The sequence below is a fragment of the Portibacter lacus genome, from assembly GCF_021533215.1.
Lineage (GTDB): Bacteria > Bacteroidota > Bacteroidia > Chitinophagales > Saprospiraceae > Portibacter > Portibacter lacus.
Map to the genome: position 1 here is coordinate 48,357 of NZ_JAJNKA010000004.1, position 25,921 is coordinate 74,277.

Below are 25,921 nucleotides of genomic sequence, written 5' to 3' on the forward strand. Positions count from 1 at the left end.
TATATGCATCATCGGCTAGTCTAAACTTTTAATAGAATAGAAAATTTCTTGAGAAGAAAGCGGTGACTCGCGGTTGTGACTGCTGAGCCATTTTTCTTGCAAGTTTGATCATGGCAAATATAACATCTTTCGTCCTCGCGACAGGCATCCTTAATGATGTCATATTGATGATATAAATGCTGAGCTATTGGACCAGTAAGCACAACTATAAGCATCGGCGGCTAGTATAAACTATTAATAGGATAGATATTTTCTTGAGCAGAAAGCGGTGACTCCCAGTTGTGACTGCTGAGCCATTTTTTCTTGCAAGTTTGATCATAACAACAAATATAACATCTTTCGTCCAAGCACTAGGCATCCCTAAAGATGTCATATTGATGATATAAATACTGAGCCATTGAACCAGTAAGCACAACTATATGCATCGTCGACTAGTCTAAACTTTTAATAGGATAGAATATTTCTTGAGAAGAAAACGTAGACTCACGGTTGTGACTGCTGAGCCATTTTTTCTTGCAATTTTGACTATAGTAAATATAACATCTTTCGTCCTCGCTCTAGGCATCCTTAAAGATGTCATATTGAAGATATAAATGCTGAGCTATTGGACCAGTAAGCACAACTAAAAGCATCGTCGGCGAGTTTAAACTTTTAATAGGATAGAATATTTCTTGAGAAGAAAGCGGTGACTCGCGGTTGTGACTGCTGAGCCATTTTCCTTGCAAGTTTGATCTTAGTTAAATATAACATTTTTCGTCCTCGCTCTAGGCATCCTTAAAGATGTCATATTGAAGTAACAAGCAATATTAAAGATGTCATATTATACCTTACCAGCTGATCGGTCTATAGTCCTTTAGAAATTTACCACACCAATGTTTTCCCGTATTAATTCCATCAAACAACGGATCTAATACTCTTGCTGCACCATCTACAATGTCCAATGGTGGCTGAAAATCATGCACCTCCTCTTTTCGTTTAGCCAATTCTACAGGATCTTCATCCGTAACCCATCCCGTATCTACCGCATTCGTGTAGATTCCATATTTAGCAAAATCAGCAGAAGAAGTGAGCGTCATCATATTCAATGCAGCTTTCGCCATATTCGTATGCGGATGCCTAGACTCCTTACGAAACTTATGAAACTTCCCTTCCATAGCAGAAACATTAATGATGTGCTTCTTTCCCGTATTCTCCTTCTTCATCAAGTGAACCAATCGATTACATAACACAAAGGGAGCCACCGAATTAACGAGTTGCACCTCAAGCATTTCATACGTTTGAATTTCGCCCAATTTCAATCTCCAACTATTCGTCTTTCTTAGATCAACTTGTTGCAAATCTGCATCCATTTTACCAGATGGAAAAACTTCTTCTGCCAAGAGCGAGTGATCCGCTGAATATGCAATTTGTGACAACTTAGCAGATGCACTTAATCCAATTCCAACTTGCTTTCCATGCCAAGTTACCGGCATGTTTTTATTCTGGCCTTCTACTTCCGAACTAATAACTCCTAAAGCTCTCAGACAGGTCTCATGATCAGATAACAAGTTTCGGACTTTAGGCTCCAAATCTGTAAATTCTGTTTCCTCAGTAGTAAGTAAATGTTGATAGAATCCAGCAGGTCGCCTAACTGTTTGAGCTGCATTATTGATCAATATGTCTAAACGATCGTGTTGCTGTTCTATAAAATTACAGAATATTTCTACGCTCGGAATATGCCTAAGGTCTAAACCATGAATCTTCAAACGATGTCTCCATTCTTCAAAATCCTCTTCTTTTGCATACCGCAATGCAGAATCTACTGGAAATCTTGTCGTTGCTATCACCGTTGCGCCAGCTCGAAGCATCATCACAGTAATATGGTAACCTATTTTCAAACGAGAACCCGTCACTAAAGCAACTTGACCTGTAAGATCCGCGGTCTGGAAACGCTTAGCATAGTTAAAATCACCACATGTCTCACACATCGTATCATAAAAATGGTGGAGTTTTGTGAAAACGGCCTTACATACGTAGCAATTCCTTGGAGCAACAGAAACCTCTTCATTTGATTCTTCTATTGATTCAGGCCCTATCATTTTAGGTGCTATAAAAACAGATGCCTCCCGCGCGCTCCTAATACCTGTTGCATTCCGAGCATGCTTATCCTTTTCAGCGGCTTTTCTTTTTGCAGCTTTCTTAGCATTCTTCCGTCGCTTTTTCAGCTCATTCCGGTGTGGTCTTGAAATCATTCCAGCTTGCATAAGAAGTCTAATTCTTTGCTCTTCCGGAATCTCCAATATTTGGCTAGAATCGCCATTTAACGTTTCTAACAAATGGATACATTGATCAATTTGCTCCTTACTTAATGGCTCATTCACTTTCTTACTTTCCATGTATTTACTTCGTATTCAGAACCTACTATTCAGAAATAAATATCTCTATTTCTACCGCTGTGATGCTAGCCGTTCAGATTTCTGCAAAGCTAATGTTTTTCTCACCACTTTTATTTAAGATGGTTTAGAATATCAATTAAAACCTAAGCCATCAGTCTTTAAGTGATATAATCAACCTATTTTATTAATCAAATGCTATTCATAGAAATCATCCCAAAAAGAAACTTCCTTAAGCTTACAACTTCCATATTTATTGACTATTTTAATTGCTTCAATCTCTAATACCAATAAATCTCGATCATGAAAATTCTTCCTAGTATTTTTAACGATGTCATTGGCCCCATCATGAGAGGTCCTTCTAGTTCACATACTGCAGCATCGTGGCGTGCTGGAAAAATGGCTATTCAAATTCTTAACGATGAATTAACTCAAGCTTTAATTGAGTTTGACAAAGATGGAGCTTGGGTGACGAATTACAAGGATCAAGGAACCGTGCTTGGCATGGATGGTGGTTTACTAGAAATTGACATGGCAGATGATCGTATGAAACGGACTGACGAAATCGCTGAGCAACGTGGAATTATAATTGATTACAAAATCAGTACTTTTCCTAATACACATGCGAATAGCATGCAGATCACATTGACCGGAAAGAAAGGTGGTAAGGTTAAAATTCTTGCGGCTTCTCTTGGTGGTGGATCATTCGAGCTTCAAGAAGTAGATGGTTTCCCCGTAAATATGAAAGGAGATTACCATGAGTTATTCATGTGGTCTAATCAAGATATCAGCAAAGAAATCAATGATATTTTGCCCGATCACACTACCCTTTCGATCAATGAAAAAAGCGGTAAATACCTATATATCTATGAAAGTTTCAAGTCCTTTGATCATGTTTTAATTCAGCATATTGACTCATTATCAGAAGTAGAAAAGGTGGCCAATGTTAAACCAATCATGCCCATTACAGCCGGTCGCCAATCGAATCCTCCTTTCTCAACAATAGAGAGTTTAGTTGAGTATAGTAAGAATTCAAATCTTTCTCTCGGGGAATTAGGTTTGATGTATGAGCAACATCGAAGTGGCCTTTCGGAGCAAGAACTGAAAGATAAAATGCAAAACATCATTGAACTGATCGAAGGAAGCATTGCCATTGGGCTTCGCGGTACCAGTCACGAAGACAGAATACTACCCCAGCAATCGCATTTGATTGAAAAAGCAGAAAAATCAAAAAAGATTTTACAAAACTCTATTATCAATAGCATTGTCAAAAATGTGGCGGCGATCATGGAGGCGAAGAGTGCCCTCGAAGTGATAGTTGCGAATCCAACAGCAGGATCATGCGGAACGGTAGGCGCTGCTATGAAAGCGGTAGCTGATGATATCGGAGCAACGATGGAAGATAAAATCATGGCTTACTATGCAGCTGGATTGGTCGGAGCTTATTTTGCCATGGGTCCAGGTTTTTCAGCGGAAGAACATGGATGCCAAGTGGAATGTGGAGCGTCCGCAGGCATGGCAGCAGCTGGGATTGTTGATTTCTTTGGTGGAACAGCAGAACAGGCACTGGGAGCAGGATCGATGGCAATTCAGAATATGATCGGACTGGTTTGCGATCCGATTGCAGACCGAGTAGAAGCACCGTGCTTAGGAAAGAATACGAGTGCTGCGGTCAATGCTCTTTCTTCAGCTACCATGGCAGTTGCAGGATTTGCTCATCTGATTCCATTGGACCAAGTACTAGAAACCGTTGTCCGAGTGAGCGCAGATATGCCTACTTGTGTGAAATGTACTGGATTGGGCGGATTAGCGATTACGCCTGCGGCGATTGCTTTAAAGGAGAAATTGAATCAAGCGAAGTAAAGCAATACTAATTCATCATTTGGTAAATAAGTAGGAACAAAAAAACCTAAGCACCTAAGCAATTTCTGTCGTTAACAACTGCTCATCCTTATACTCAACTTGGTATTGCTTTCCGTCATGCTCAATAATTGCCTCTAATGGCTCAGGTGTGATTTTTAAAGAAGTAGGAAACCAAATATCTTTTAATTCATAGTTAGGTATTAACCAAATCCCTTCTTGAGTGCCATTCGTAGCAAATCGATCCAAGTCTCCTTTCCAAAATTTTGTTTGCAGTTCATTTTCCAACTGCTCATTAATTTTGCTCACCTTATTGGAGGGCATTCCCATTTCATTGATACTTAAAACTTTAGAAATGTCAAAAGGTGAATCAGCATTATTTTTTAGATCATACCGGACGATGAATTCTGCTACATTGCCACTACCATCATAGAAATAAAAAGAATCTGCATTCCAAGATTCAAAGTGTTGAGTTTTTCTGCCACTTTCGATTTCAATGACTTCCGTTCTCATTTCCATCCACTGCAGAGCCTGAATTAATTGATTAGCAGGAATTAGGAAGCAATAGTGATATTTATGAGAATCATCTGATTTTTCAAATGTTAATTCACTCCATCCTACTTTAACGGTAAATGTATTAATACTCTTGTGTAGTACAGGGAAACCCATCGTTTCTGAATAGAATTTCAATTCTGATTCAAGTTGATTCGTATAGAGTTTTAGTTTTTTAAACTTCATGCTCGATGATTATTGATCCATTTCTATTGACATTCTGGATTCTAGCACATTATATCATTTAATTTACAGAAAGAAATAGAAAACAGTCTTAAATTCTTACGGCTGGTTTTCATCTATCTAAGGATTAGATGCTTTCTTCCTCCCCACCATTACATTCAGCAACATTCCAGTAATAATCAGGACGATCCCTAACAGTCCTAGCCATGTATAACTTTCATGGAACCAGATCCACCCTACAATAATCGCAAAGATTGCTTCGATATATTTCATCGGTGCAACCTTATTCGCCTCTGCTATTTGGAAGGCTTTCGTCATGTATAACTGCCCTAGATATCCGAAAAAACCTAGACTACCAAGCAGTAGCCATTGGTAACCAGTGGGCTGAATCCAAACATTGATACTTCCTATCAAACCAACAAAAGTTGCTATAATCATGAAATAGTTTACGACCACAACAGGATGGTCTCTGGGGCCGATTGCCCGAAGAAAGATGTAAACGAGTCCGCTAAAAAAAGCAGATGATAAGACCAAAACGAGACCTAAAGTACTTACTCTCAAGTCAAAACCTTTGAGAAAGACAATTCCAAGAAAAGAAAGTCCGAAAAATATCCATTGAACAGGAAATACTTTTTCCTTCAGCAGGAATATCGAAAAAACAGCTGCAAAAACTGGAGCTAGATATCGCAATGAAATCGTCGTTCCAAATGGAATCAATTTTAAAGCTGAGAAAAACAATGCCATAGAAAGTACCCCAGCGATTCCTCTTCCAATCATCAATTTACGCTGATTACCTAACATGGGAATCTTCTTCACTTTAAGATAAGTGATGCAGATGATAAGTGATCCGATACATCGAAAGAAAACTAGTTCAAATGCATGGAAAGAATCCAGGTATTTGATAATCGAATTCATGCAAGTAAATGAGGCGGTACTTATAACCATGAATTGTAACGCCTTCCACGTATTCATAAAATCGATTTCGTGTTTGTGCTTCTATTGATATGGGTGAGATGAATTTTGCTAATAAAGCTCAAAACCATCCTCATTTATTGCTCTAAGAGAAAAACATTCAACGGACCACTTGAAGTGATTCATTGAATGTTTTATCATAAAGACTTGATAATTAATTATCCTTGTCCACTTTTGCTACGATTCTTCTACCTTTAAGATCTACATCTTTGAAAAGTGCATCGACTTGCTTAGCCACGCCCTTATCTAGACCGAATAAACTATATCGTTTATTCACCTCAAAAGATCCGATCTTAGCTTTAGAAATTCCTGTGTTTTTAGAAATAAAATCTTCTAATGCAACATCTCCGAAACCATCTGAATATCCAATATTGATAAATATATCAGTGAAATCAGGATGACTCTTTCTGTCTTTTTTAGTTTCCTTCACTTTCCGCTTGTCCTTCTTACTGTATGACTTGTCGTCATCTCTTCTACCCTTTCCATCTCTATCAAAACGAGAATCTTTTCTACGATCTTTATCACGGCTTCGTCCGCCTCTATCATCTCGGTCACGTCCTCTGTCTCTATCTCTTCCTCTACCACCTCTATCTCTATCACGACCTCGTCCGCCTCTATCTCTATCATCCGATCGACCATCACGACGTCTTTCGTCTAACTCTTTATATCGTAATTCTTGCTTCGTAGGACCTAATTGCGTATTCGAGATTAAAGCCATTAGCTCTTCTTTCGTCCAATCCTCTAACTTTTCAGCAAGCGCCTCATATATTTGTGGATTAGATGCAATTTTGTTTTCTCCATTATCAGCAAACCACTTCTCTACTTTTTCTTCTGGAGTCGGTGGTTTCAAATCAACTTTATATTCTTCGATAGAAATTTTCAACGCTTTTTCCATACGTCGAACTTTCCCAACTTCAGCTTTTCCGATGAAAGCGATAGAGATTCCGTCCTCACCTGCACGTCCTGTACGTCCACTTCTGTGTGTATAATACTCGAAAGTATCAGGTAACGCATAGTGTATTACGTGAGTTAGATTCTTGATATCTAATCCTCTCGCCGCAACATCTGATGCCACAAGTATATTCGCTTTTTTACTTCTAAACCTCTTAATAACGTGCTCCCGCTTTGACTGCGTAAGATCACCGTTAATGGCTTCTGCACTGTAGCCCGCTCTGTTTAAGTCTTTCGCGAGTTGTTCAGTTTCACTTTTCATACGACAGAAAATCACACCGTATAAGTCGTCTGCCTTATCTATGATGTAGGTCAATTTATCAAACTTATTCTCCCTATTCACGAAAGTGAAGTAATGTTTGATGTTTTTGTTGACTTTATTTTCCTTGTTAACCGCGACCTCCACTGGGTCGTTCATGTATTTCTTCACCATCCCTCGGATGGACTTAGGCATCGTTGCAGAGAAAAGCCAAGTATTCGCATCATCAGATGCAAATTCTAAAATCTTTTTAATCTCTTGCTCGAATCCCATGTTCAGCATTTCATCCGCTTCATCGAGGATAAAAAATCTAACATCTTCAAGAATGATTGACTTTCTTTTTAGTAAGTCAATTACTCTACCAGGTGTACCCACAATAATATGTGGTGCATTCTTCTGGATTCTTTTCGCTTGTGCGTGTACAGGAGTTCCTCCGTATACATTCTCCATGCCTATTCCTTTAAGGTACTTCCCAAAAGTATTTAACTCCTTAAATGTTTGAATAGCAAGTTCTCTAGTTGGACAAAGGATAATACCTTGTGTCACTCTTTTTGCAACATCTATTTTTTGCAAAAGTGGCAAGCCAAAAGCAGCTGTTTTACCAGTACCTGTTTGAGCAAGACCTATAAAATCTGTATCTTTCTCTAATAAAACTGGAATTGAACCGGATTGAATCGCAGATGGTTCGGTGAATCCTCTTTCCTTGAGGACTCTTTCTAGGGCTGGAATCAGCCCTATTTCTTCAAAATTTTTCAAATATCTTTATTTTGCCGCAAAGTTAGCATTTATATTTTAAACATTACGTTAAGTATGGAGTTTCAGGGCTGAATTACAATTAATTAGCGAGAAAAGAGTAATAAATTTGGTATATGTGGGTTGAATTTTAGGTGTCAGTCCGATGGTGGCTTCTTTTATTTTGATTCTCTGAACTTGCAGAAGCATAAAGGCGCTGGGACATGAGTCTTCCTGAGTATCATATAAATTCTAATTTCACTGTAGTACTTTTAAGTATCTACTTGATGTGTAAATGCAGAAATGCGATCCATTTTTATTTATTGACAAAATCAATAAGTCTTTACTGTAAGATGACACTTCCTGATGCTTTTCAGACCGCTGGAGCACTTAAGTTAACTAGTAAAATGTGAATGCTATATCTGATAGCCTGGTTTTAAACACGCAAATTCTCATGAATAACTCATTTTTGTTCGTTTCTTTCCAATGCAAATTGCTCAGCTCTAAAATTGACATAAATCAAAAATTATAAACACATCCTCTAAATCTCTAGTGGATATATTGCCAAGCAAAATGATGATCCTATATTTGAAACCATAATGAAGTCATAGCTATGAGTCTAATTTCGCTTAACATTATATCGAAAGACAAGAATACAATGTGAAATCACTCTGAGATTTAATAGCTCAACAAACGAAACTTAAACAGAGATTTCTTGTTTTTATAATGTAATCTATAACACAAATTGACAAATCGATTTTGTAATTCTTATTAAAATCGGTTTTGAAACATGAATGAGAAATACTAAGAAAAATGGAGGATAAGGTAATAAATTGGGGAGGTGAAGGGCCAGTACTGCACTTAGCACATGCGAATTCTTTTCATCCAGGAGTTTATAAGTTGTTGATCGAAGAGCTGAAGAAAGAATTCGAAGTCCATTCTTTTTTATTGCGTCCATTTCACGAAAATGCCGATCCGAATGACATTTCCAATTGGGATGGACTGAGAGATGATTTTATCCAACTGGCTGATCAAAAAGGCTGGAAAAATATTATTGGAGTTGGACATTCACTTGGGTCTACAGTTACCATGATGGCCGCCGTAGAACGTCCTGATTTATTTAGCAAGTTGGTCATAATTGAACCACCTTGTGTTCCTCAGATCTTTTTCACGTTGCTTTCAGTAATGCCTTACAGCCTAGCAAAAAACTTAGTTCCTCCATCAAAAATTGCGTTAAAACGAAGACACAAATGGGCGTCAAAGCAAGAAGCATTTGATCTGCTGAGGAAAAAGAATATTTTTAGTCAATGGGATGATGAGACATTGAAAGCATATGTAGAATATGGCTTAGAAGAAGATGAAAATGGCGATTACAGACTTACTTTTTCTAAGTATTGGGAGTCTAAAATTTACTGCACCATTGAAAATCCTTACCGATTATTCCCTAAGATCCAGACACCATCTTTATGTATAAGAGCAGGAGAAAGTGATGTAATCAATGACAAAAACTGGAACAAATGGCAGCGCCTGCAAGATGATGCAAAATTTGTAACCGTTGAAAACTCTGGCCATCTCGTGCCAATGGAAAAACCTAAAGAAATAGCAGAACTGATTATTAATTCTGTCGATAATTAAAGGTCGTTTTTTTAATTTCAAAAAGATCTTAGATCTGTTAATTTTCCATTAGTCAATATGAATTCACCACTGGTAGCTTCCGGGTCATAAAAACCCCTCGCACTACCTTGAAATTCAATTTTTGCGTAACTAGTTTTAACGCCATTTTCTATTTTTGAATCAACTTCTATGACATTAAAATCTTCATTAGCGCTTTTGTAGAAAATAACATTGTATCCAATAAGAATTCGCGCTTCATCATAATTCTCAAAGAAATTAGTCTTTTCATCTTCAAAACTTACAAATTCCCAGCTTTTATCAGCTGTAACACTCCAGTCTTCAACGATAAGTAGATCTTTATTTACATTATTTTTTAATAACATAAAACCAAACTCCATCTCTTCACCATTTTCTAAAATGATATCGTATGTAACTTCTCTAAAAACCCCATATGTCCCATCATGGTTTTCAGCCCAATGTAAATGCTCTCTTCTATTATTAAAGCTTTTCACCTCACTTTTATACCCTTCATTTCCTTTTATGAATTCAACTTGAAAAGTAATGGAAGGAAATTCTTCAGTTACTGGAAGCGTTTTTTTCTCGCAGCTGGAAAAAAGCACAACGAATAATATGGCTAAAAAACAATAACTCCTCTTCATTAGATTTGCATTATGAACAATACTCAATAAACGTGTATGCAGTAGATTTTGTGTTGCTGTTGCCAAATTTCTATATAAAATAATACTTTGGCACATTGATAAATTACCTTAAAATGCTGAAATGAAAAGAGTAAAATAGGTGTAAATGACTGTAAATAGTTGTAAATCGTATCTGCTTTAATGGGTAATTCTTTTCAATAGTTTATTTTTGCCATCATGAAAAGAACTTTGCTATTCTTCTTGTTCGGAATGTTATGTTGGAGTTGTGCTACAGAAAATCCAACTTTAATAAAGGATAAGGAAGTCATTCTAGTTCGCAAAATAGGACATGAAATCTTAAAGTATACAGGAGATTCTACATCTAGCATTAGCCCGATAAAAGAACTAAGTCCTAGCAATTACCAACTCGATTTCCAGTTACCTTTCAGCTTTGTATCAGATACCATTATCCATATCATCGATCGGGAAATGAAAAAATATTCCAGCGATGAATATATCGTCAAAGTGAATTCTTGCTCCTTAGATGAGCTGGTATTCTCCTATTTTATCTCGCCAGTAGAAAATGACGACTTGGTTTCTTGTCTCGGTAGAAATCAAAAAGAGGATTGCTATAATATTCAATTGAAATTCCTCCATGACGAAGGACGTTCGAATTACGCTGTGGCATCTTTCATTGGCATCCCAATATTAATGCTCCTATTCTATTTTTTATGGAGGAATCGCAAAACACATGTGCCTCCAGTGGAGGAATCATTATACGAAGTAGAAGCGACTTCGAAGAATGAAAGTGTGAATAATATAGGTCAATTTAGCTTTAATTTTGACGAGCAATACTTACAATTTCATGGTAAAAAAGAACCACTTACTTATAAAGAAGCGAAAATTCTTAGCATCCTGAATTTGCAAATAAATGATGTGGTTACGCGGGAAGCATTGCTAAAAGAAGTGTGGGAAGATGAAGGCCTTATGGTAAGCAGAAGCCTCGATATGTTCATCTCTAAATTACGTAAAAAACTAAAAGCAGATTCAAGTGTTCAGATCATTAATATTCACGGAATCGGATACAAATTAATTTCAAGTTAAATGTCTAACCTACTTATTATCATCTTAGTGCTTGTTGTTGTTATAGCTGTTTCTTGCGCTACGCTCAATGTTCCAACCTACCAAGGTGAGAAAACAGATCACTTCGATGGAAAAAAATTCCACGATCCGGACGGGCGAGGCTTAGGAGATTTTGGAAAATTAATGAAATACAATCGCCAGAATAAAAAAGCGAAGTGGGAATTTCAAGAAACATCGGACTTCTCTTTGGAACAAATTGACAATTTCACAACAGAAGGAAAGGTACGTTATTTCCACATCAACCATGCTACAGTTCTAATGCAAATGGACGGTATGAATATACTGACTGATCCTGTTTATTCGAAGAGGGCAAGCCCGATATCTTGGGCAGGACCGAAAAGGTTCAGAGATCCAGGCATTCCATTTGATAAACTTCCAAAAATTGATGCAGTACTTATTAGTCATGATCACTATGATCATCTAGATATTAGTACCTTGAAAAAATTGAGAGATCGCGACAATCCAACTATTCTTGCAGGCTTGGGTTTGAAAGGTTTTCTTCGAAAGTTCAAATTGGAGAATGTAGTAGAATTGGACTGGAATGAAGAAACGGAGATCAATGGATTAACATTCACATTTACGCAAGCTATACATTGGTCTAATAGAGCTTTTAGTCCTAGGAAAACGCTCTGGGGTGGATATGTTATCAAAGGAAGTTCTTCGATATTTTTCGCAGGTGATACGGCATATGGACCACATTTCACTGACATCAAAGAAAAATATGGACCTTTTGATCTAGCGTTAATTCCTGTCGGAGCTTACACGCCAAGGTTTTTCATGTTGCAAGTGCATATGGATCCTCAGCAAGCTTTTCAGACGCATATGGATGTTGATGCGAAGGAAAGTTATGCGATTCATTGGGGAACTTTTCAGTTGACGCATGAAGGTATGTATGATCCAGTGGATGAGTTAACGGTTGCATGTGATTCTGCTGGTGTTGATAATTTTTATTTTGATAGATTGGCTGGAGGTGCCCGAATAACTGGAGAAGTTAAGGAATAAAGTTAGTGATGTTATTAAGCAGCACTTGATAGCCTCACTTTCAGCTGAGCCTATCAATGTGGTGCAGAGTTTCATCTATCTACTTTCAGAAGATTGATAACATTGCGGAAAAAAGCGCTGTCATCAAGGTAAGAGCGCAGGCATTAGAATAAGCGCTGCATCTTTGCTAATTTACAGAGACTTGGACAACTAAGCAGCGGTTACAAACGCCCGTCAAGATTATATCCACTTTGTCTATCTGAAAATTGGGAATTTCTATTCGCGGATTGCTAGATAAATCTTCACATGAAACCACTTCACAATTTGTACACTTGAAATGAACATGCTGGTGCTGATGTCCTTGCTCCGAACACGTTTTCGGACACATAGCAAAATAAGTTTCTGCATTCCCAAACTGCGTTTTATGTATCAGTCCATTTTGTAGCAATGCATTAATCGTTCGAAAAATGGTCGTTCGATCCAGCTCTCCTAGATGGCTTTGGATTTCACCGAAAGGCACTGCGCCATCATAATTCTGAACCAAACTCAAAATCTGCAACCTTGCAGGCGTTGCCTTCAGGTTTCTTTGATTTAATAAATCTTTTAGTTCTTCCATTATTTAAAATTTTGTTCGAATTCCAATTGTGATATTCCTTCCTATATCATCCGCAAAATAACGCTGCCTATTAAGATAGTCTCGATAGGAAACATCCAATAAGTTACTCATATTTACAAAGAATCGCCAATTTAAGTTTCCAATTTTCATTTCCGCTGATCCTTCCAAGTTCAATAAAAAATAACCATCTGGCGGAGCTACAAAATCCTGTTCTAATACATAATTGACCTGCTTGAAAACATACTTGCTTCCTAGATTCAATTGAATGTTTTCTAAAGCATTCTTAAAAATTAAGAATTGCTTATTAGACTGAAAATTAACATTGGCCTTCAGCACATTAGACGGTATAAAAACCAATGGTTGTTGCTTTTCTGTATCACTACCTTTAATATAACTATAAGTTAGTCTTCCGTAAAAATTTGTCAAGAAATTATATTGACCCGAAAGATCGAAACCTGCAATAATCGCATTCGTCTGAGCATAATTAAAAACTGGAAAAGCACCTCGAATGGTTAATCGAGTTTCTTGTGTAGGTGTCAAATAAATATAATCTTGAATCCGCTGAGCATAGAAATGCGTTTCAAATCCAAATCTACCATGTTTATTCCCTTTGAAAGTCAAGGTAGATTTCAGAGACTTTTCAGCATCCAGACTAGGATCACCTTCCTCAATACCACTAATTCCTTGATGAAGTCCTCCACTATACAACTCATTCACCGCTGGATTCCTCGTCGCATAACCTACATTCGCCGACAAATTATAGTCCTTGCTAAGGTCCATAGCCCAGCCAAGCGATGTAGCAATATTATGAAATCCATTTTCATATCGAATGATTTCTCTTGGAATGGTCTGAGTGATTGTCGGCACATCCTGTGAAATATATTCATAACGCACTCCGAACTCAAAAACAGAAGATTTATGATGCTTGGTTAAAATACTATAAACACCCGATTCTGTAGAAAAATAATCAGGTATTAATGGGATGATTCCTGTCTCTGGATTATTGGTATTATCGATAAAATTAACTTGTACTCCTGTCTTAAAATACCAATCATTCTTCCATTCTGCATTATATTTCCCTTGAATAAAATAAGTGAATTGCTGAAGACTTAATGAAGGTATTGATGACCGTCCACTTCTACGCACATCAAATTCTTTTCGATTGTTAAATTGACCTGAAAAAGTAAAATCCAACCAATGCTCATCAGTCAAAAAATACTTGGAATGTAGTTTCAATAAATGATGATTAACGACTTGCTTAGGTGCATCTATGGCATAACTAAATGTTTCTTCTGTAAAAAATGGAACATCACTAGTGAAAGCTGCTTCCAGATCCGTCAAATTCCCAATATGACTTCCTCTAAGGACACCTAAGGAAGTATTAAACGTGCTGAAGTACAAATCGGTAAACCACTTTTCGCCGAAGTTTTTTTCCAACTGTACAGCGAAATCTCCTTCTTCTTTTCCCGTATTATTCAGAAAATAATCTGGAGTATTCTGATCGCCACTTTTCTTTAAACTACCATTGATCTTCCACTTAATCAAATCAGTCGCTTTATGTAACTGAACATTCAACGATGCACCTCGTCCATTCGTATTATACGCTAAAGAAGTAGAGCCGTGTAGGTGCGGTTCATTTTCAATTTTGGAAGGTTCGACGAGCACTAAACCTCCTAGGTTAGACCCAGGAAATTCTAGTGCACTCGCTCCTTTTACAACTGAAATTCGATTCGCAACCATTGCGTCTATTTCTGGGCTATGGTCGTTTCCCCACTGTTGTCCACTCTGAGCAATTCCATTATTAAGAATCGTCAATCTGTTACCATACAGGCCTTGCACAACAGGTTTCGAAATACCATTTCCATTCTTGATGGTCTGAACACCAGAAATAGATTCTAGTATATTGGAAATATTTTGATCTAGTTGATCGCTAATTTTGTCCTCTCTGAGAATTTGCGTATTCTGGGTAGATGTTTCACTTTGCTTTCCAATTACAGTAATGCCCTCAAGTAAACTCGCGGCATGTTCCATTTCCATATTAAACTCCGTAGAAACATTGACCGAAATAAATTGCTCTTTCGTTTCACACCCAATATGACTAAATCGAAGGTGATAATCTCCAGGACAGACTTCATTAATCACATAATTCCCATGTTCATCTGTAGTTGCACCTTTTCCTGATTCAACAATGTAAACATTGACAAACTCAAGTATCTCGTGCGTCTCTTTATCCGTCACTTGCCCCCTGATTGTGAGGGAACAATCTTGAGCAAAGGCAAGCTTGCTCATCAATAAAAATAATATGCTTATTATTAGCTTAGTTAATTTCAACATCAAATGTTACCTCTATATCAGTCTCTCCTCCTGCGTTAGCTATTTCTCCGTCCTTCACTCCTGATGCAGATTTATCCGCTTCGTGTCTAAGCGTAATGGTTAATGATCCGCTTTGAACACTACTTGTTGTCAATTTTGTCGCTAAACCTAATGGATTCCCGTCGCTATCTTCATCAGAATAGGTAACTGTTAAACCTTCTACATCCGTATCAAAGAAAAACTGGTGATCATTTGCTTCCTCTGAAATTTCTTCTGTAATGCTTTCCGCTGGAGTTTCTTGTTCATTTAATAGTTCTAAGACGCCATTATACGTAGTATTTGAAGCCAATGGTTGCGCAGTTATAGTCGGTGCATCACCACCATCTCCGTCTAAATCGATGAAACTCATGACTACTGGATCTCCTCCATTTTCCGGTGTAAGGGTATATATAAGCGTAGTAATAACTTCTTCTTCATTAGGAATAATAGGATCATCTTTTTCACATGATATCATTGTGAAAATAGCTAAAAATAATAGACTTGCTAAAAAATTTGTTCGATTTATCATCTTTTATATATTGTGTGTTAGGTTAATGATAAAACAAAGCTAATAATTAAATGCAACATTGTTGCACTTGGAAGAATTAAATATATGTTAAGTAGATCTAAAATGTTATGTTTCCAGCGTTAAAACCCTTACGCTATCGAAGTTTTACTCTAAAATTGACCATTAAAAAAAAATCAAAATTTAGTGAATTAGTAAATTTAATATGATGGTGATTTCCGTGGAATAGTGAAAATTTCCTTCTGCCTTCCGTCAATATAGTGAAAACCATTTTCATCGAAATATCCATCTTCTTCCAGCATAATTCGAATGATCTTGTTCCATTCAGGAATTTCTGTGGAAGTATTCAGTTCAATACTATAAGCTGTATTATAAAAGAGTGGATAATCGCCTCTTCCTGGTACACCTTGCTGCTGATCCCACATTCCGATCGTCGGTCCTGCTGCGTGACCATGTAATCCTATAGGATGTGTGTAAATACTTGGATTCAAGCCTTCTGCATTGGCTTGTTCCAAGCTCAATCTCAAAATTTCATTCCCTGTCCTACCCTCTTTAAAATTAGACGTAAGAATATCTTGTAGTCTATTACTTCGTTCAAATGCCTTCGTTAAAAATTCAGGAACCTTCGTTTCTCCTGTTTTTAATACATAAAAATGCTGCTGCTGATCCGTACTTAACCTCAAGTATGTAATTCCAAAATCCACATGTAGTAAATCACCTGCTTGGATAATCTGACGTTCTGGTCTCTTAGAAAAAGTCCTTAAGTGGTCAAAGTTCTCTGGATCCGCCCGCTGCAATGAGACCGTCGGATGAAACCAGGCATCAAGACCAAGCGCTCTCACCTTATCTCTTAACCACCAGACGACATCCTCCGTGGCGGTAATCCCTGGATGAATTACTTTCTCCGAAAGACCTTCATCAATAATCTCATGCCCTATCCTACAAATGGTTGGATATAGCTCTATTTCTTTGCTACTTCTTGTTTCTAACCAACTCACTGCTAGCGGTTCGGCAGAGACTACTTTTTCGTGTAGATTCTGAGGTAGCGCTTCCATGAATTGTTGATATTCCGTGTATACTAAGCCATCTGACAACCCAAAATCTCCTGATATGTTAAGACCTATATTCCTTGGATTTTTTTCTTGGATCAACTGTACGAGCGCGTCCCACTGGTCAGGGTTCACATTCTTATCCCAACTGCCTTTCAGCAAACTTCCAACATCATATCTTGCGATAGCAATTTTTTCTAGCGGTAAATCACCTTCTGGTGCATAGAATACCAATATTGTCCTTCTCCTTGCCGAAAGCCATGTACTAGGTAGCATGGTTTTTAGTAATGGATCCTCATTATATTCACGTGATATGATCACCCACATCTGAATACTATGTTTCTTCATTAATTCAGGAAGTAATACTTCGAAACGCTCCTCTAATATTTCATCCACGACGGCTGCTCTTTCTTTCTCACCAAAGATGACAGGCATCTGAGCAATTAGATTTAATTGGTAGAACAAACTTACGAGGATTAAAATGATAACTTTCTGCATGGATAGATTTTCTAAGCTGTAAAATAAGTGCTTGTTGATAACTTTCCAATTTAAATCAGGTAACAAATTAGAAAGGAGTTGATTTATCGAATCCATTAGAATATATTAGACTTCAGATGAATAGCAAAGTGTATATTAGTTTTGATTATCGTTTGGAATGGATGTTCAAAACTACCGTTAATTCCTGAAAAGCACCTTTAAAGACTGGAATAATACCGATGGATAAAACCACTAAAAATATCACATTAACAATAATATATTTAGGTCAGGATATAATCACCTTGACCCCAAAAAATCAATTTCTAACCCCTAAGATGGAGAACAGTTTTGGTGATGAAAGCAAGTAGTTTATTATTTATAATAGCAATTTTTAATTTTGTAGCATTGGAGACTGTTTCAACGCAGTCTCCAATCACTTTTCATACCCAACTCAGTGTAGACAATTACTTAAAAGATAGAGAAGTCCGAAAAATAGATCGCGACGAATCAGGCATATTCTGGCTAATGGAGACTTCGGTTATTCAGAAATATGATGGCCGATATGTAACCGAGAATATTGTTCACTCTATTATCAATCCCAAGTATTTCACATGCCTTTCTAATAATAAAATCCTCATTATTTCTCAGGAATCGGAGGCTTTCTTTCTTGATAAAGAAAAGAAATCAATTGATCAGATTCCACTTAATAATCCCGATTGTGAGGATTGCAAATTAAAAGATATCAATCTGATCAATGAGGAGATGATTCTTTATTATGAAAAGGATGGCTTACTAGCCGCATATAAATCTAGTTCCGAAGACTTATATGCTACATATGAATTACTGGATACCATCGAATTATCAAGGCCTAAGTTCTTTAAGAATATTTTCAAGGTGGGAAGTGATTATCTCATCTTCACAAATGATGAAAAACTATATCGCTATTCTGATTCTTCAGAACTAGAATTAACGCTTCCATCTAATTTCAGAGAGCATAATGCCCATGTTAGTTCAGAATATATCAATCCAGACGACTTTTATTTTTCAATGCCTCGAAGAAATGGGACTTACAGATTCCATAATAAGAACCTAGAAACCATCAAAGAAAATGCTAAACTAGTCTTTGCAAAAAAAGATAAAAAAGGAAGGGTTTTACTTGCACTTTCAAGATCCTACCTGCATAGCGAAGATATCTATATTAAAGATGAAGATAGTCTAACTCGATGGCAGGCGTTAGCGGATATAAATGAAACTTTTATAGACGGATATGTAGAAGATATCCATGATAAAATTCTACTCGGATCCCACACTGGTTTGTTTTATGTTAAAATGCAAACTCAAGGAATTACTCCTTATCACCAGTCTGGTTCTCTTAATAATGGTTTTGGAAATGTGATTCTTTCATTTGCTGAATTGCCGAATGGCGATGCATGGTATGTAAAAGAAAACAAAGGAATTTTCAAATACAATGCTCCAGAGCCACCTGATTGGTTGCCATTAAGTGATAACTTAGAGAATAATCTGAATTGCTATTATGATGCAGTAGATAGTAATATATGGGTAAGTGGCTACACGGATTCAAGAACTGGAATATTAACTTCTTATAATCCTCAAACAAAGGAAGTAGATCGCCATGATTTTGACCTACCAGTCATGTATTTCAAACGTCTCAATAAGGAGGAGTTAATACTTAGCTCAAGTGTAAATTCTAAATCAACTCTTCTTCGATATAACCCCACTGAACATGAAATTACAGACACCTTACTTCTATTAGAAGATGAAAGATCTAGAAGGTTTGAATTTCACAATGAGTCAGGACTTCTGATTGCTACAAGTAAGCGACTAATCCTTTACCATCTTCAAGACAGAACCATTCAGACTATTATTCCAGAGACGATCATCCAATCTATCGTGAAAATCTCTCAAGGTTATGCTGCATGTACGTTAGGAAAAGGAATCATTTTCTTAAATAACGACCTAGAAATAGTAAAAATAGTTGATGAGAATAACGGATTAACGAATAATCAGATATATTCCGTGATAGAGGACAAACTCGGTAGAATATGGGCTGGAACTGGAAATGGATTAAATATCTTGGATAAGGATTATAAGTATATGAGGAGTTTCAGAGAAACTGACGGTCTTTCTTCTTACGAGTTAAACACTAATGCGGTTATTAACTTAAAAAATGATCATTTACTATTTGGGACGATTAATGGTGTTACCGAAATTAATCCAGATCTCGCGATGACCGCTTCAGAAAGTGCAGTACTTTCCATTCCTTCTGTGGTATATGAAAAAGACGGAGAACGCATTAGCCAAAATTTAACGGGCGGGGAGATCAATTTATCATCAGGTGTTAATCATATCACTTTTGACATACACCAGAATAATTTCTATAAATCAAGTAATATTGATAATCCAATTTCACCTAGAATTCAAAGTTTTCCTGAGAATCTCAAGTACGATTTAGTTGATAACAAGATCATTATTCCTTCACTAGAATATAGCAATGTCAAGCTAAATATCTATCCAGCAAACCCTTTAAAATCGAGAGATAAGATAGAAATCTCCATGATCAAGAAACGAGAATATCAGTCTTTAATCATGTTTCTTCTCATTGTGGCACTGATCGGATTACTTAGCTATTTTATTACCAGAAAAATCATAAGTATAAATAAGAAAAGAGACAATACTCGTAGAAAAAATGAAGTCAGAATGGCTGAACTTGAACTACAGGCTTTGCGTTCCCAAATGAATCCACATTTCATTTTTAATTCACTAGGAGCTATTTTGTTGTATCTCCAAACGAATGAAAAAAAGAAGGCTGAAAAATATCTCACAAAGTTTGCGAAATTAATGAGGATGTTTTTAGAGTCGTCTAAGTCAAAGTTTATCTCTTTCGATGAGGAACAACAATTGCTTGCATTGTATCTTGAGTTAGAAGAATTAAGGTTCGAAGATAAATTCAAGTACGAATTCGACATCGATCCTAGAGTCGATAAAACGAATCTGACATTGCCTTCCATGCTTCTTCAGCCATTTGTGGAGAATTCCATAAATCATGGATTGTATCATAAGAAAGGAACCGATGGTAAATTAATTATTCAAGCAATTCCTGACGGTGATACCATTAAGGTTATTATTTTTGACAATGGTGTAGGGCGAGAGAAAGCGAAGGAAATAAGAGCTAATTCCTTAAAAAAACATCGATCAAGAGCAACAGAAATTATCCAAGAACGAATTCAAGTTTTAAAAAAGGAAAAAAACATCGATATTGATATTGAATATATTGACTTAATGGATGATGATGGCAATTCATTAGGAACTAAAGTCATTATCACTTTACCAAAAATTCTAAAGACTTATGATTAATGCAGTAATTATCGATGATGAACGGAAAGCAGCTGAAGTACTTGACATAAAAGTTAGAGAATTAAATCAAGGCATTCATGTCCTTACTAAAATCCAAGATCCGGATGAAGCGATTAAATTTTTAAATTCGAATCAAGTTGACTTGGTTTTTCTAGATATTGAAATGCCTGTAAAATCTGGATTTGACGTTTTGAAAGCATCTAAGAATCTTGATTTTGAAATCATTTTTGTAACTGGATATCAGAATTATGCGATTCAGGCGATTCAATTTAGTGCTATCGGTTATGTGATGAAACCAGTAGATGATGATGACTTAAGTTTTGCTATCCAACAGGCGAAATTGAAGATATCAGAAAAGAAATCAAAGGAACGAAATGTTCATTTGCTGAATAATCTAATGGCCACTAATAACAATAAGAAAATAGGGATACCGACCATGTACGGTATTGAATTCATTCGACTTCAGGATATTATCAGATGTGAAGGGCTGCAGAAATGCACAAAGGTCGTGAATGGTGATGGTAAGAATATTATTAGCTCTTATAACATCGGTGAGTTTCATAAATTATTAGAACCTTATGGTTTTTTCGCCGTTCATAAATCCCACTTGATAAATATGGCTAAAATTCAAAAGTATCTGAAGGAAGGTACTATTCACATGGATGACAATTCAGTAGTCCCTATCGCGAGGAGGAGAAAACAGCTTTTCTTAGATCAGCTTGCAAAAGTATAACATTCCGTTCATTCCTATTTTTTCACCGATCGTCAAATGTCGTGCAATTGCTAGATAAGTCTTTGTTATCTTTAGAAGATGACTGTGAATTCAATAAAAATAATAAATTTTGAAGAAGACTTGACTTCGGCTGATATTATTATATTTAATGAAAAGCAAGAAGGTTACATGGCTCGAATTCACCACATCGACGTCTTGTTAAAACAATTAGAAAATGGTAAGCAGATCAATAGTAGTGCTAACTACCTCTATTTACCTAGTTCTCTTGTAGTGGATGAAATTAATGAAGAGAACATGTTCGAGATGGTGAATAACCTCCTTGATGAAGGCGACTTTTTTAATGTTTTCAAAAGAATATAAATTCTTGAAGGGTATCCAAACTAGCTTTTCATTTTAATTGATAATTCCAAAGTTCTGATTTTAGTAACTTCGTATAAGCAATGATTTTCACATTGCATGACGTATTACGTTATTAATCTTAGTGCTTCTCTTCGACTCAAGTTACTTAGATCATGTCTTTCACAAAACTGAAGGACATATGCTGGATTAGTTCTAGAATATTCTCTTAATATCCATCCGATGGCTTTATTGAGAAAAAACTCCTTTGTTCCATTTGCTTTAAGAATCGTAAACTCCATGAGGTCTTCATCGAGATCAGACTTATATTTCAGTTGATGTAGAATAGCTGTTCTTCTTAACCAAAGGTCTTCGGACTCAGCCCATTTTGTAACCCACTTCCTCCGATCATCCACATCCTTATATAGTGTCTTCCCAATCGGATGCACTGCCAAGCTATCCACTGTATCCCACCAAGAATGAGTCGTTACTAAAGATTCAAAAAAGGGAATGTCTTCCAATTCAAATTTCTTAGAATGCTTATTCATCATATCTAGCGCAGCATAATGTAGTTCTCGAAATTTAGAATTCCAGCAGTGCCTTGTAAAAGAAAGAAGTTCTTCTCTTGACCACTTATAACCCTGAAAAATTTTGGCAAGAATCACTTTGCGCTCTGGAGATGTGATGCCAAGGTAAACGAATCGCCCTTTCATGTAATCCGTCATTTTTTGGATTTTCGCTGGATTAGACTCTTCAATAAAAAGATTTTCTATCGCTTTAAACGCATCTTCTTTCATTAGGAAATGATATTTTTACTGGTCAATGCCTAAAGGTAGTTTAAAATAAAATCAAACTATTGATACTTGAGTATTCTGATTGATTTCTAAATTGAACATTTCAACGAAATAAGAATTATAAAGGTAAGTTGCATTTAGGTTATTGCAACGTTAAGTGATCTGTAAAAAAAACAAAATGACTTTAGAATTATTTATAAGATATTTTCATTTTATCTCTATAATTACGGTGGCTGGTGCATTGGTCTCTGAGCACATGTTGCTTGAGAAATCACTCCCAAGAAAGACCATTAAGAAATTGGCAATGATAGATGCGATTTATGGAATTGCAGCTATACTCATTGTCATTACAGGATTAACCATGTGGTTCGGTGTAGGTAAAGGCGCTGACTTTTACAATACGAATCCGGTGATGCATACCAAGTTTACATTATTCATAGTTATAGGTATCCTTTCTATTTTTCCGACCGTATTTTTCATGAAAAATAGAAAAGGAGATCAAGATGAGTTGGTCGAGATTCCTAAGAAAATATTTATGTATTTACGAATCGAAATAGCGTTACTTTTTATTATTCCACTACTTGCTGTTTTAATGGCAAGAGGAATTTCCTTTTAAATGATGAACATCCCACTAGCGGAACGTATGCGTCCGAAAAAATTAGAAGATTACATTGGCCAAGAACACTTAGTTGGGCCTGACGGTGTATTGAAAAAATCAGTTGATTCTGGTCGAATGCCATCCCTCATTTTATGGGGACCTCCTGGAACAGGAAAGACGACTTTGGCTCAGATCATTGCGACTTCTCTTAATCGCCCATTCCATGTTTTGAGTGCCATCAATTCAGGAGTAAAAGATATTCGCGAAACCATCGATAAAGCTCGGAAGCAGAATTTCTTCGGAAGTCCTAACCCCATTTTGTTTATTGATGAGATCCATCGATTTTCTAAATCCCAACAAGATTCTTTACTGAATGCTGTGGAAAAGGGAATTGTCACATTGATCGGAGCGACAACAGAAAATCCATCTTTTGAAGTCATTCCAGCATTACTTAGTCGAGGTCAAGTCTATATTCTGGAGCAATTGACTAAGGAAAACCTAATGGCTATTGCTGACCAAGCGATCGAGAAAGATGAGTACCTTAAGACTAGAAACATTACAATCAGTTCCTATAAAGCATTAATTAGAATTTCAGGTGGAGATGCTCGGAAATTATTAAATGCATTAGAAATTAGTATTGATCAATTTTCGAAAGACGAAGAGGTTGTTATTACAGATGAGATAGTAAATGGAGCAATCCAGAACAATTTAAGTAGATACGATAAAAGTGGTGAGCAACATTACGACATTATATCTGCTTTTATAAAATCGATTAGAGGAAGTGATCCCAATGCAACAACATATTATCTCGCGAGGATGCTCGAAGGTGGTGAAGACATCAAATTTATCTGCCGAAGAATGATGATTGCCGCAAGTGAGGATATAGGGCTAGCGAATCCGAATGCATTACTCCTTGCTACTTCTTGCTTTCAAGCCGTTCAGGCTATTGGGTTGCCTGAATCGAGAATACTAATGAGCCAGACCGCAGTATATTTAGCTACTTCCCCAAAAAGTAATTCTACTTATGAGGCTATTGCTAAAGCACAAGCTGAAGTTAGAGAAACTGGTGATTTACCTGTTCCGTTGGGAATAAGAAATGCACCGACAAAACTTATGAAATCTATAGGTTATGGAGCTGATTATAAGTATGCACATGGTTATGAAAACAATTTCACCATCATGAATTTTCTTCCTGAGGGATTAACAGAACAAAATTTTTATAAACCGGGTAATAACCCACAAGAAAATAGGATTGCAGAGCGTCTGAAGAGTTTATGGAAAGATAAATATGACTTCTAGTTCAACAACCGAGCAAATTTCTCGTTTATCTTATTAAATTAGCAGTCTATAACGGTGAAATGATTTAAAAACTCATGATAAACTGGTTTTCAATTGCTTGTTTTTAAAGGGAAAATTAAGATAAAATAATTTAGTTTCTTTACTAATTTCCAAACAATAAGATATTGATTATCAGATCATAAGAAAGTAAAATTTAAGTTTTAAGCCATTTCAATATATAAACAATATGTCAGAGATACTATCAGAAGATTTAAAGATGATTACGGAAAGTGCCCGTGAGTTTGCAGAGCAACATATAAGGCCTTACGTAATGGAATGGGATGAGGCACAATTTTTCCCAAAGGAGATGATGAAGGAAGCGGGTGCTATTGGATTTTTAGGCGTATTTGTCCCTGAAAAATATGGTGGAGCTGGCCTAGGTTACCACGAGTATGTGAATATCATTGTTGAAGTTGCTAAGGTTTGTGGTTCGATGGGTCTATCTGTTGCAGCACATAATTCTTTATGTACAGGACATATCTTAGGTTATGCAAGTGAAGACTTAAAACAAAAATACCTTCCTAAATTAGCTTCGGGAGAATGGATCGGTGCGTGGGGGTTGACAGAAGCCAATACAGGTTCTGATGCTATGAGAATGCAGACCGTTGCAAAAAAAGAGGGTGAATATTATATCCTCAATGGGGCAAAAAACTGGATTACCCACGGAATATCTGGTGACGTCGCTGTGGTCCTTGTGAGAACAGGAGATTTATTAGATAGTAATGGTATTACTGCATTCATAGTAGAAAGAGGGACTGAAGGTTTCAAAGCAGGAAAGAAGGAGAATAAATTAGGAATGCGAGCTTCGGAAACAGCCGAGATGATTTTTGATAATTGTAAAATTCATGAATCACAAGTTATAGGTGAAGTCGGACAAGGTTTCAAGCAAGCTATGGGTGTACTTGATGGTGGACGAATTAGTATTGCTGCACTTTCACTTGGAATTGCAAAAGGTGCTTATGAAGCTGCAGTTGCGTATAGTAAAGAAAGAGAACAATTTGGAAAGCCTATTTCAAGGTTTCAAGCAATTGCATTTAAGTTAGCAGACATGGCAACTAAAATTCAAGCTGCTGAACTCTTAATCAGACAAGCTTCAGATCTTAAAAATGCTAAACAGAAAGTGACTAAAATTTCGGCGATGGCTAAGTATTATGCCTCTGAAATTTGTGTTGAAATCGCAACTGATGCTGTTCAGATATTTGGTGGATACGGTTATACTAAGGATTTTCCAGTTGAGAAATTCTACCGTGACTCTAAGTTGTGTACGATCGGTGAAGGGACGAGTGAAATTCAGAAATTGGTGATTAGTAGAGAGATCTTAAAGTAAACTATTTCGACCGAATGGATTCGAAACGCTACTGTTTATCCTAGGAAATGTGGGTGGCTTAATTACCTCTAACTGTAACTATTTAAACAAGATATTGAGTGCGGGTTAAAAGTGATGGGGCTTTCCTGGAATTCATCCATCCA

20 protein-coding genes are annotated in these 25,921 nt (G+C 36.6%); 10 read left to right on the forward strand and 10 right to left on the reverse strand.

All coding sequences use genetic code 11. The features are described 5' to 3' along the window. Positions 1-827: 827 nt before the first annotated feature. Positions 828-2,375 (reverse strand): SDR family NAD(P)-dependent oxidoreductase, encoded by a 1,548-nt coding sequence (locus L2586_RS07850; RefSeq protein WP_235292316.1) that lies wholly within the window; start codon positions 2,373-2,375, stop codon positions 828-830. A 300-nt stretch (positions 2,376-2,675) separates the two neighbouring features. Here L2586_RS07850 and L2586_RS07855 point away from each other — a divergent pair, with 300 nt between their 5' ends. After that, positions 2,676-4,235, forward strand: a complete 1,560-nt coding sequence (locus tag L2586_RS07855) for an L-serine ammonia-lyase, iron-sulfur-dependent, subunit alpha (RefSeq protein ID WP_235292317.1) — start codon at positions 2,676-2,678, stop codon at positions 4,233-4,235. Positions 4,236-4,289: 54 nt separating this feature from the next. Here the strand turns inward: L2586_RS07855 and L2586_RS07860 are convergent, their stop codons facing one another. From L2586_RS07860 to L2586_RS07870, 3 genes are all read right to left on the reverse strand, one after another. After that, the gene (locus L2586_RS07860) at positions 4,290-4,970 is read right to left on the reverse strand and encodes a VOC family protein (RefSeq protein WP_235292318.1); all 681 of its coding nucleotides are present in this window, start codon (positions 4,968-4,970) and stop codon (positions 4,290-4,292) included. Between the two features lie 117 nt (positions 4,971-5,087). Then, a complete protein-coding gene (locus tag L2586_RS07865) occupies positions 5,088-5,939 on the reverse strand; it encodes a DMT family transporter (protein WP_235292319.1) in 852 nt (283 codons plus the stop codon). A gap of 154 nt (positions 5,940-6,093) precedes the next feature. Then, a complete protein-coding gene (locus L2586_RS07870; protein WP_235292320.1) occupies positions 6,094-7,905 on the reverse strand; it encodes a DEAD/DEAH box helicase in 1,812 nt (603 codons plus the stop codon). A gap of 789 nt (positions 7,906-8,694) precedes the next feature. On the opposite strand from L2586_RS07870, the gene L2586_RS07875 reads away from it, so the two are divergent. Next, entirely contained in the window at positions 8,695-9,516 is an 822-nt protein-coding gene (locus L2586_RS07875) for an alpha/beta fold hydrolase (RefSeq protein ID WP_235292321.1), read from the forward strand. 17 nt (positions 9,517-9,533) lie between these two features. On the opposite strand, the gene L2586_RS07880 is transcribed toward L2586_RS07875, so the two are convergent. Further along, entirely contained in the window at positions 9,534-10,154 is a 621-nt protein-coding gene (locus L2586_RS07880) for a hypothetical protein (RefSeq protein ID WP_235292322.1), read from the reverse strand. A 216-nt stretch (positions 10,155-10,370) separates the two neighbouring features. Between L2586_RS07880 and L2586_RS07885 the strand changes: the two genes are divergently transcribed. Both L2586_RS07885 and L2586_RS07890 read left to right on the forward strand, forming a co-directional pair. Further along, positions 10,371-11,237 carry a helix-turn-helix domain-containing protein gene (locus L2586_RS07885; protein WP_235292323.1) on the forward strand — a complete coding sequence of 289 codons (867 nt, stop codon included), beginning with the start codon at positions 10,371-10,373 and terminating at the stop codon, positions 11,235-11,237. Beyond that, entirely contained in the window at positions 11,238-12,278 is a 1,041-nt protein-coding gene (locus L2586_RS07890; protein ID WP_235292324.1) for an MBL fold metallo-hydrolase, read from the forward strand. Between the two features lie 166 nt (positions 12,279-12,444). Here the strand turns inward: L2586_RS07890 and L2586_RS07895 are convergent, their stop codons facing one another. The 4 genes from L2586_RS07895 to L2586_RS07910 form a co-directional block, all read right to left on the reverse strand. Then, positions 12,445-12,873: a Fur family transcriptional regulator gene (locus L2586_RS07895; protein ID WP_235292325.1), complete on the reverse strand. Its 429-nt coding sequence runs from the start codon at positions 12,871-12,873 to the stop codon at positions 12,445-12,447. Between the two features lie 3 nt (positions 12,874-12,876). Continuing rightward, complete coding sequence (locus L2586_RS07900; protein WP_235292326.1) at positions 12,877-15,162, reverse strand: TonB-dependent receptor; 2,286 nt, start codon at positions 15,160-15,162, stop codon at positions 12,877-12,879. A 28-nt stretch (positions 15,163-15,190) separates the two neighbouring features. Then, a complete protein-coding gene (locus tag L2586_RS07905) occupies positions 15,191-15,754 on the reverse strand; it encodes a type 1 periplasmic binding fold superfamily protein (protein WP_235292327.1) in 564 nt (187 codons plus the stop codon). Positions 15,755-15,951: 197 nt separating this feature from the next. Then, the gene (locus tag L2586_RS07910; RefSeq protein WP_394804400.1) at positions 15,952-17,298 is read right to left on the reverse strand and encodes a M24 family metallopeptidase; all 1,347 of its coding nucleotides are present in this window, start codon (positions 17,296-17,298) and stop codon (positions 15,952-15,954) included. A gap of 333 nt (positions 17,299-17,631) precedes the next feature. Here L2586_RS07910 and L2586_RS07915 point away from each other — a divergent pair, with 333 nt between their 5' ends. The 3 genes from L2586_RS07915 (at position 17,632) to L2586_RS07925 (ending at position 21,745) form a co-directional block, all read left to right on the forward strand. After that, on the forward strand, positions 17,632-20,652 hold the full coding sequence (locus L2586_RS07915) for a sensor histidine kinase (protein ID WP_235292329.1): 3,021 nt from the start codon (positions 17,632-17,634) through the stop codon (positions 20,650-20,652). Then, a complete protein-coding gene (locus tag L2586_RS07920; RefSeq protein WP_235292330.1) occupies positions 20,645-21,385 on the forward strand; it encodes a LytR/AlgR family response regulator transcription factor in 741 nt (246 codons plus the stop codon). Before L2586_RS07915 ends, L2586_RS07920 begins: the two co-directional genes overlap by 8 nt. 84 nt (positions 21,386-21,469) lie before the next feature. Next, positions 21,470-21,745, forward strand: a complete 276-nt coding sequence (locus tag L2586_RS07925) for a hypothetical protein (protein ID WP_235292331.1) — start codon at positions 21,470-21,472, stop codon at positions 21,743-21,745. A 104-nt stretch (positions 21,746-21,849) separates the two neighbouring features. On the opposite strand, the gene L2586_RS07930 is transcribed toward L2586_RS07925, so the two are convergent. Then, positions 21,850-22,518, reverse strand: a complete 669-nt coding sequence (locus L2586_RS07930) for a DNA alkylation repair protein (RefSeq protein ID WP_235292332.1) — start codon at positions 22,516-22,518, stop codon at positions 21,850-21,852. Between the two features lie 175 nt (positions 22,519-22,693). On the opposite strand from L2586_RS07930, the gene L2586_RS07935 reads away from it, so the two are divergent. From L2586_RS07935 to L2586_RS07945, 3 genes are all read left to right on the forward strand, one after another. After that, a complete protein-coding gene (locus L2586_RS07935; RefSeq protein WP_235292333.1) occupies positions 22,694-23,131 on the forward strand; it encodes a DUF2214 family protein in 438 nt (145 codons plus the stop codon). 3 nt (positions 23,132-23,134) lie between these two features. Further along, positions 23,135-24,412 (forward strand): replication-associated recombination protein A, encoded by a 1,278-nt coding sequence (locus tag L2586_RS07940; RefSeq protein WP_348535531.1) that lies wholly within the window; start codon positions 23,135-23,137, stop codon positions 24,410-24,412. Between the two features lie 226 nt (positions 24,413-24,638). Further along, complete coding sequence (locus L2586_RS07945; protein ID WP_235292335.1) at positions 24,639-25,778, forward strand: acyl-CoA dehydrogenase family protein; 1,140 nt, start codon at positions 24,639-24,641, stop codon at positions 25,776-25,778. The last annotated feature ends 143 nt before the right edge of the window (positions 25,779-25,921 follow it).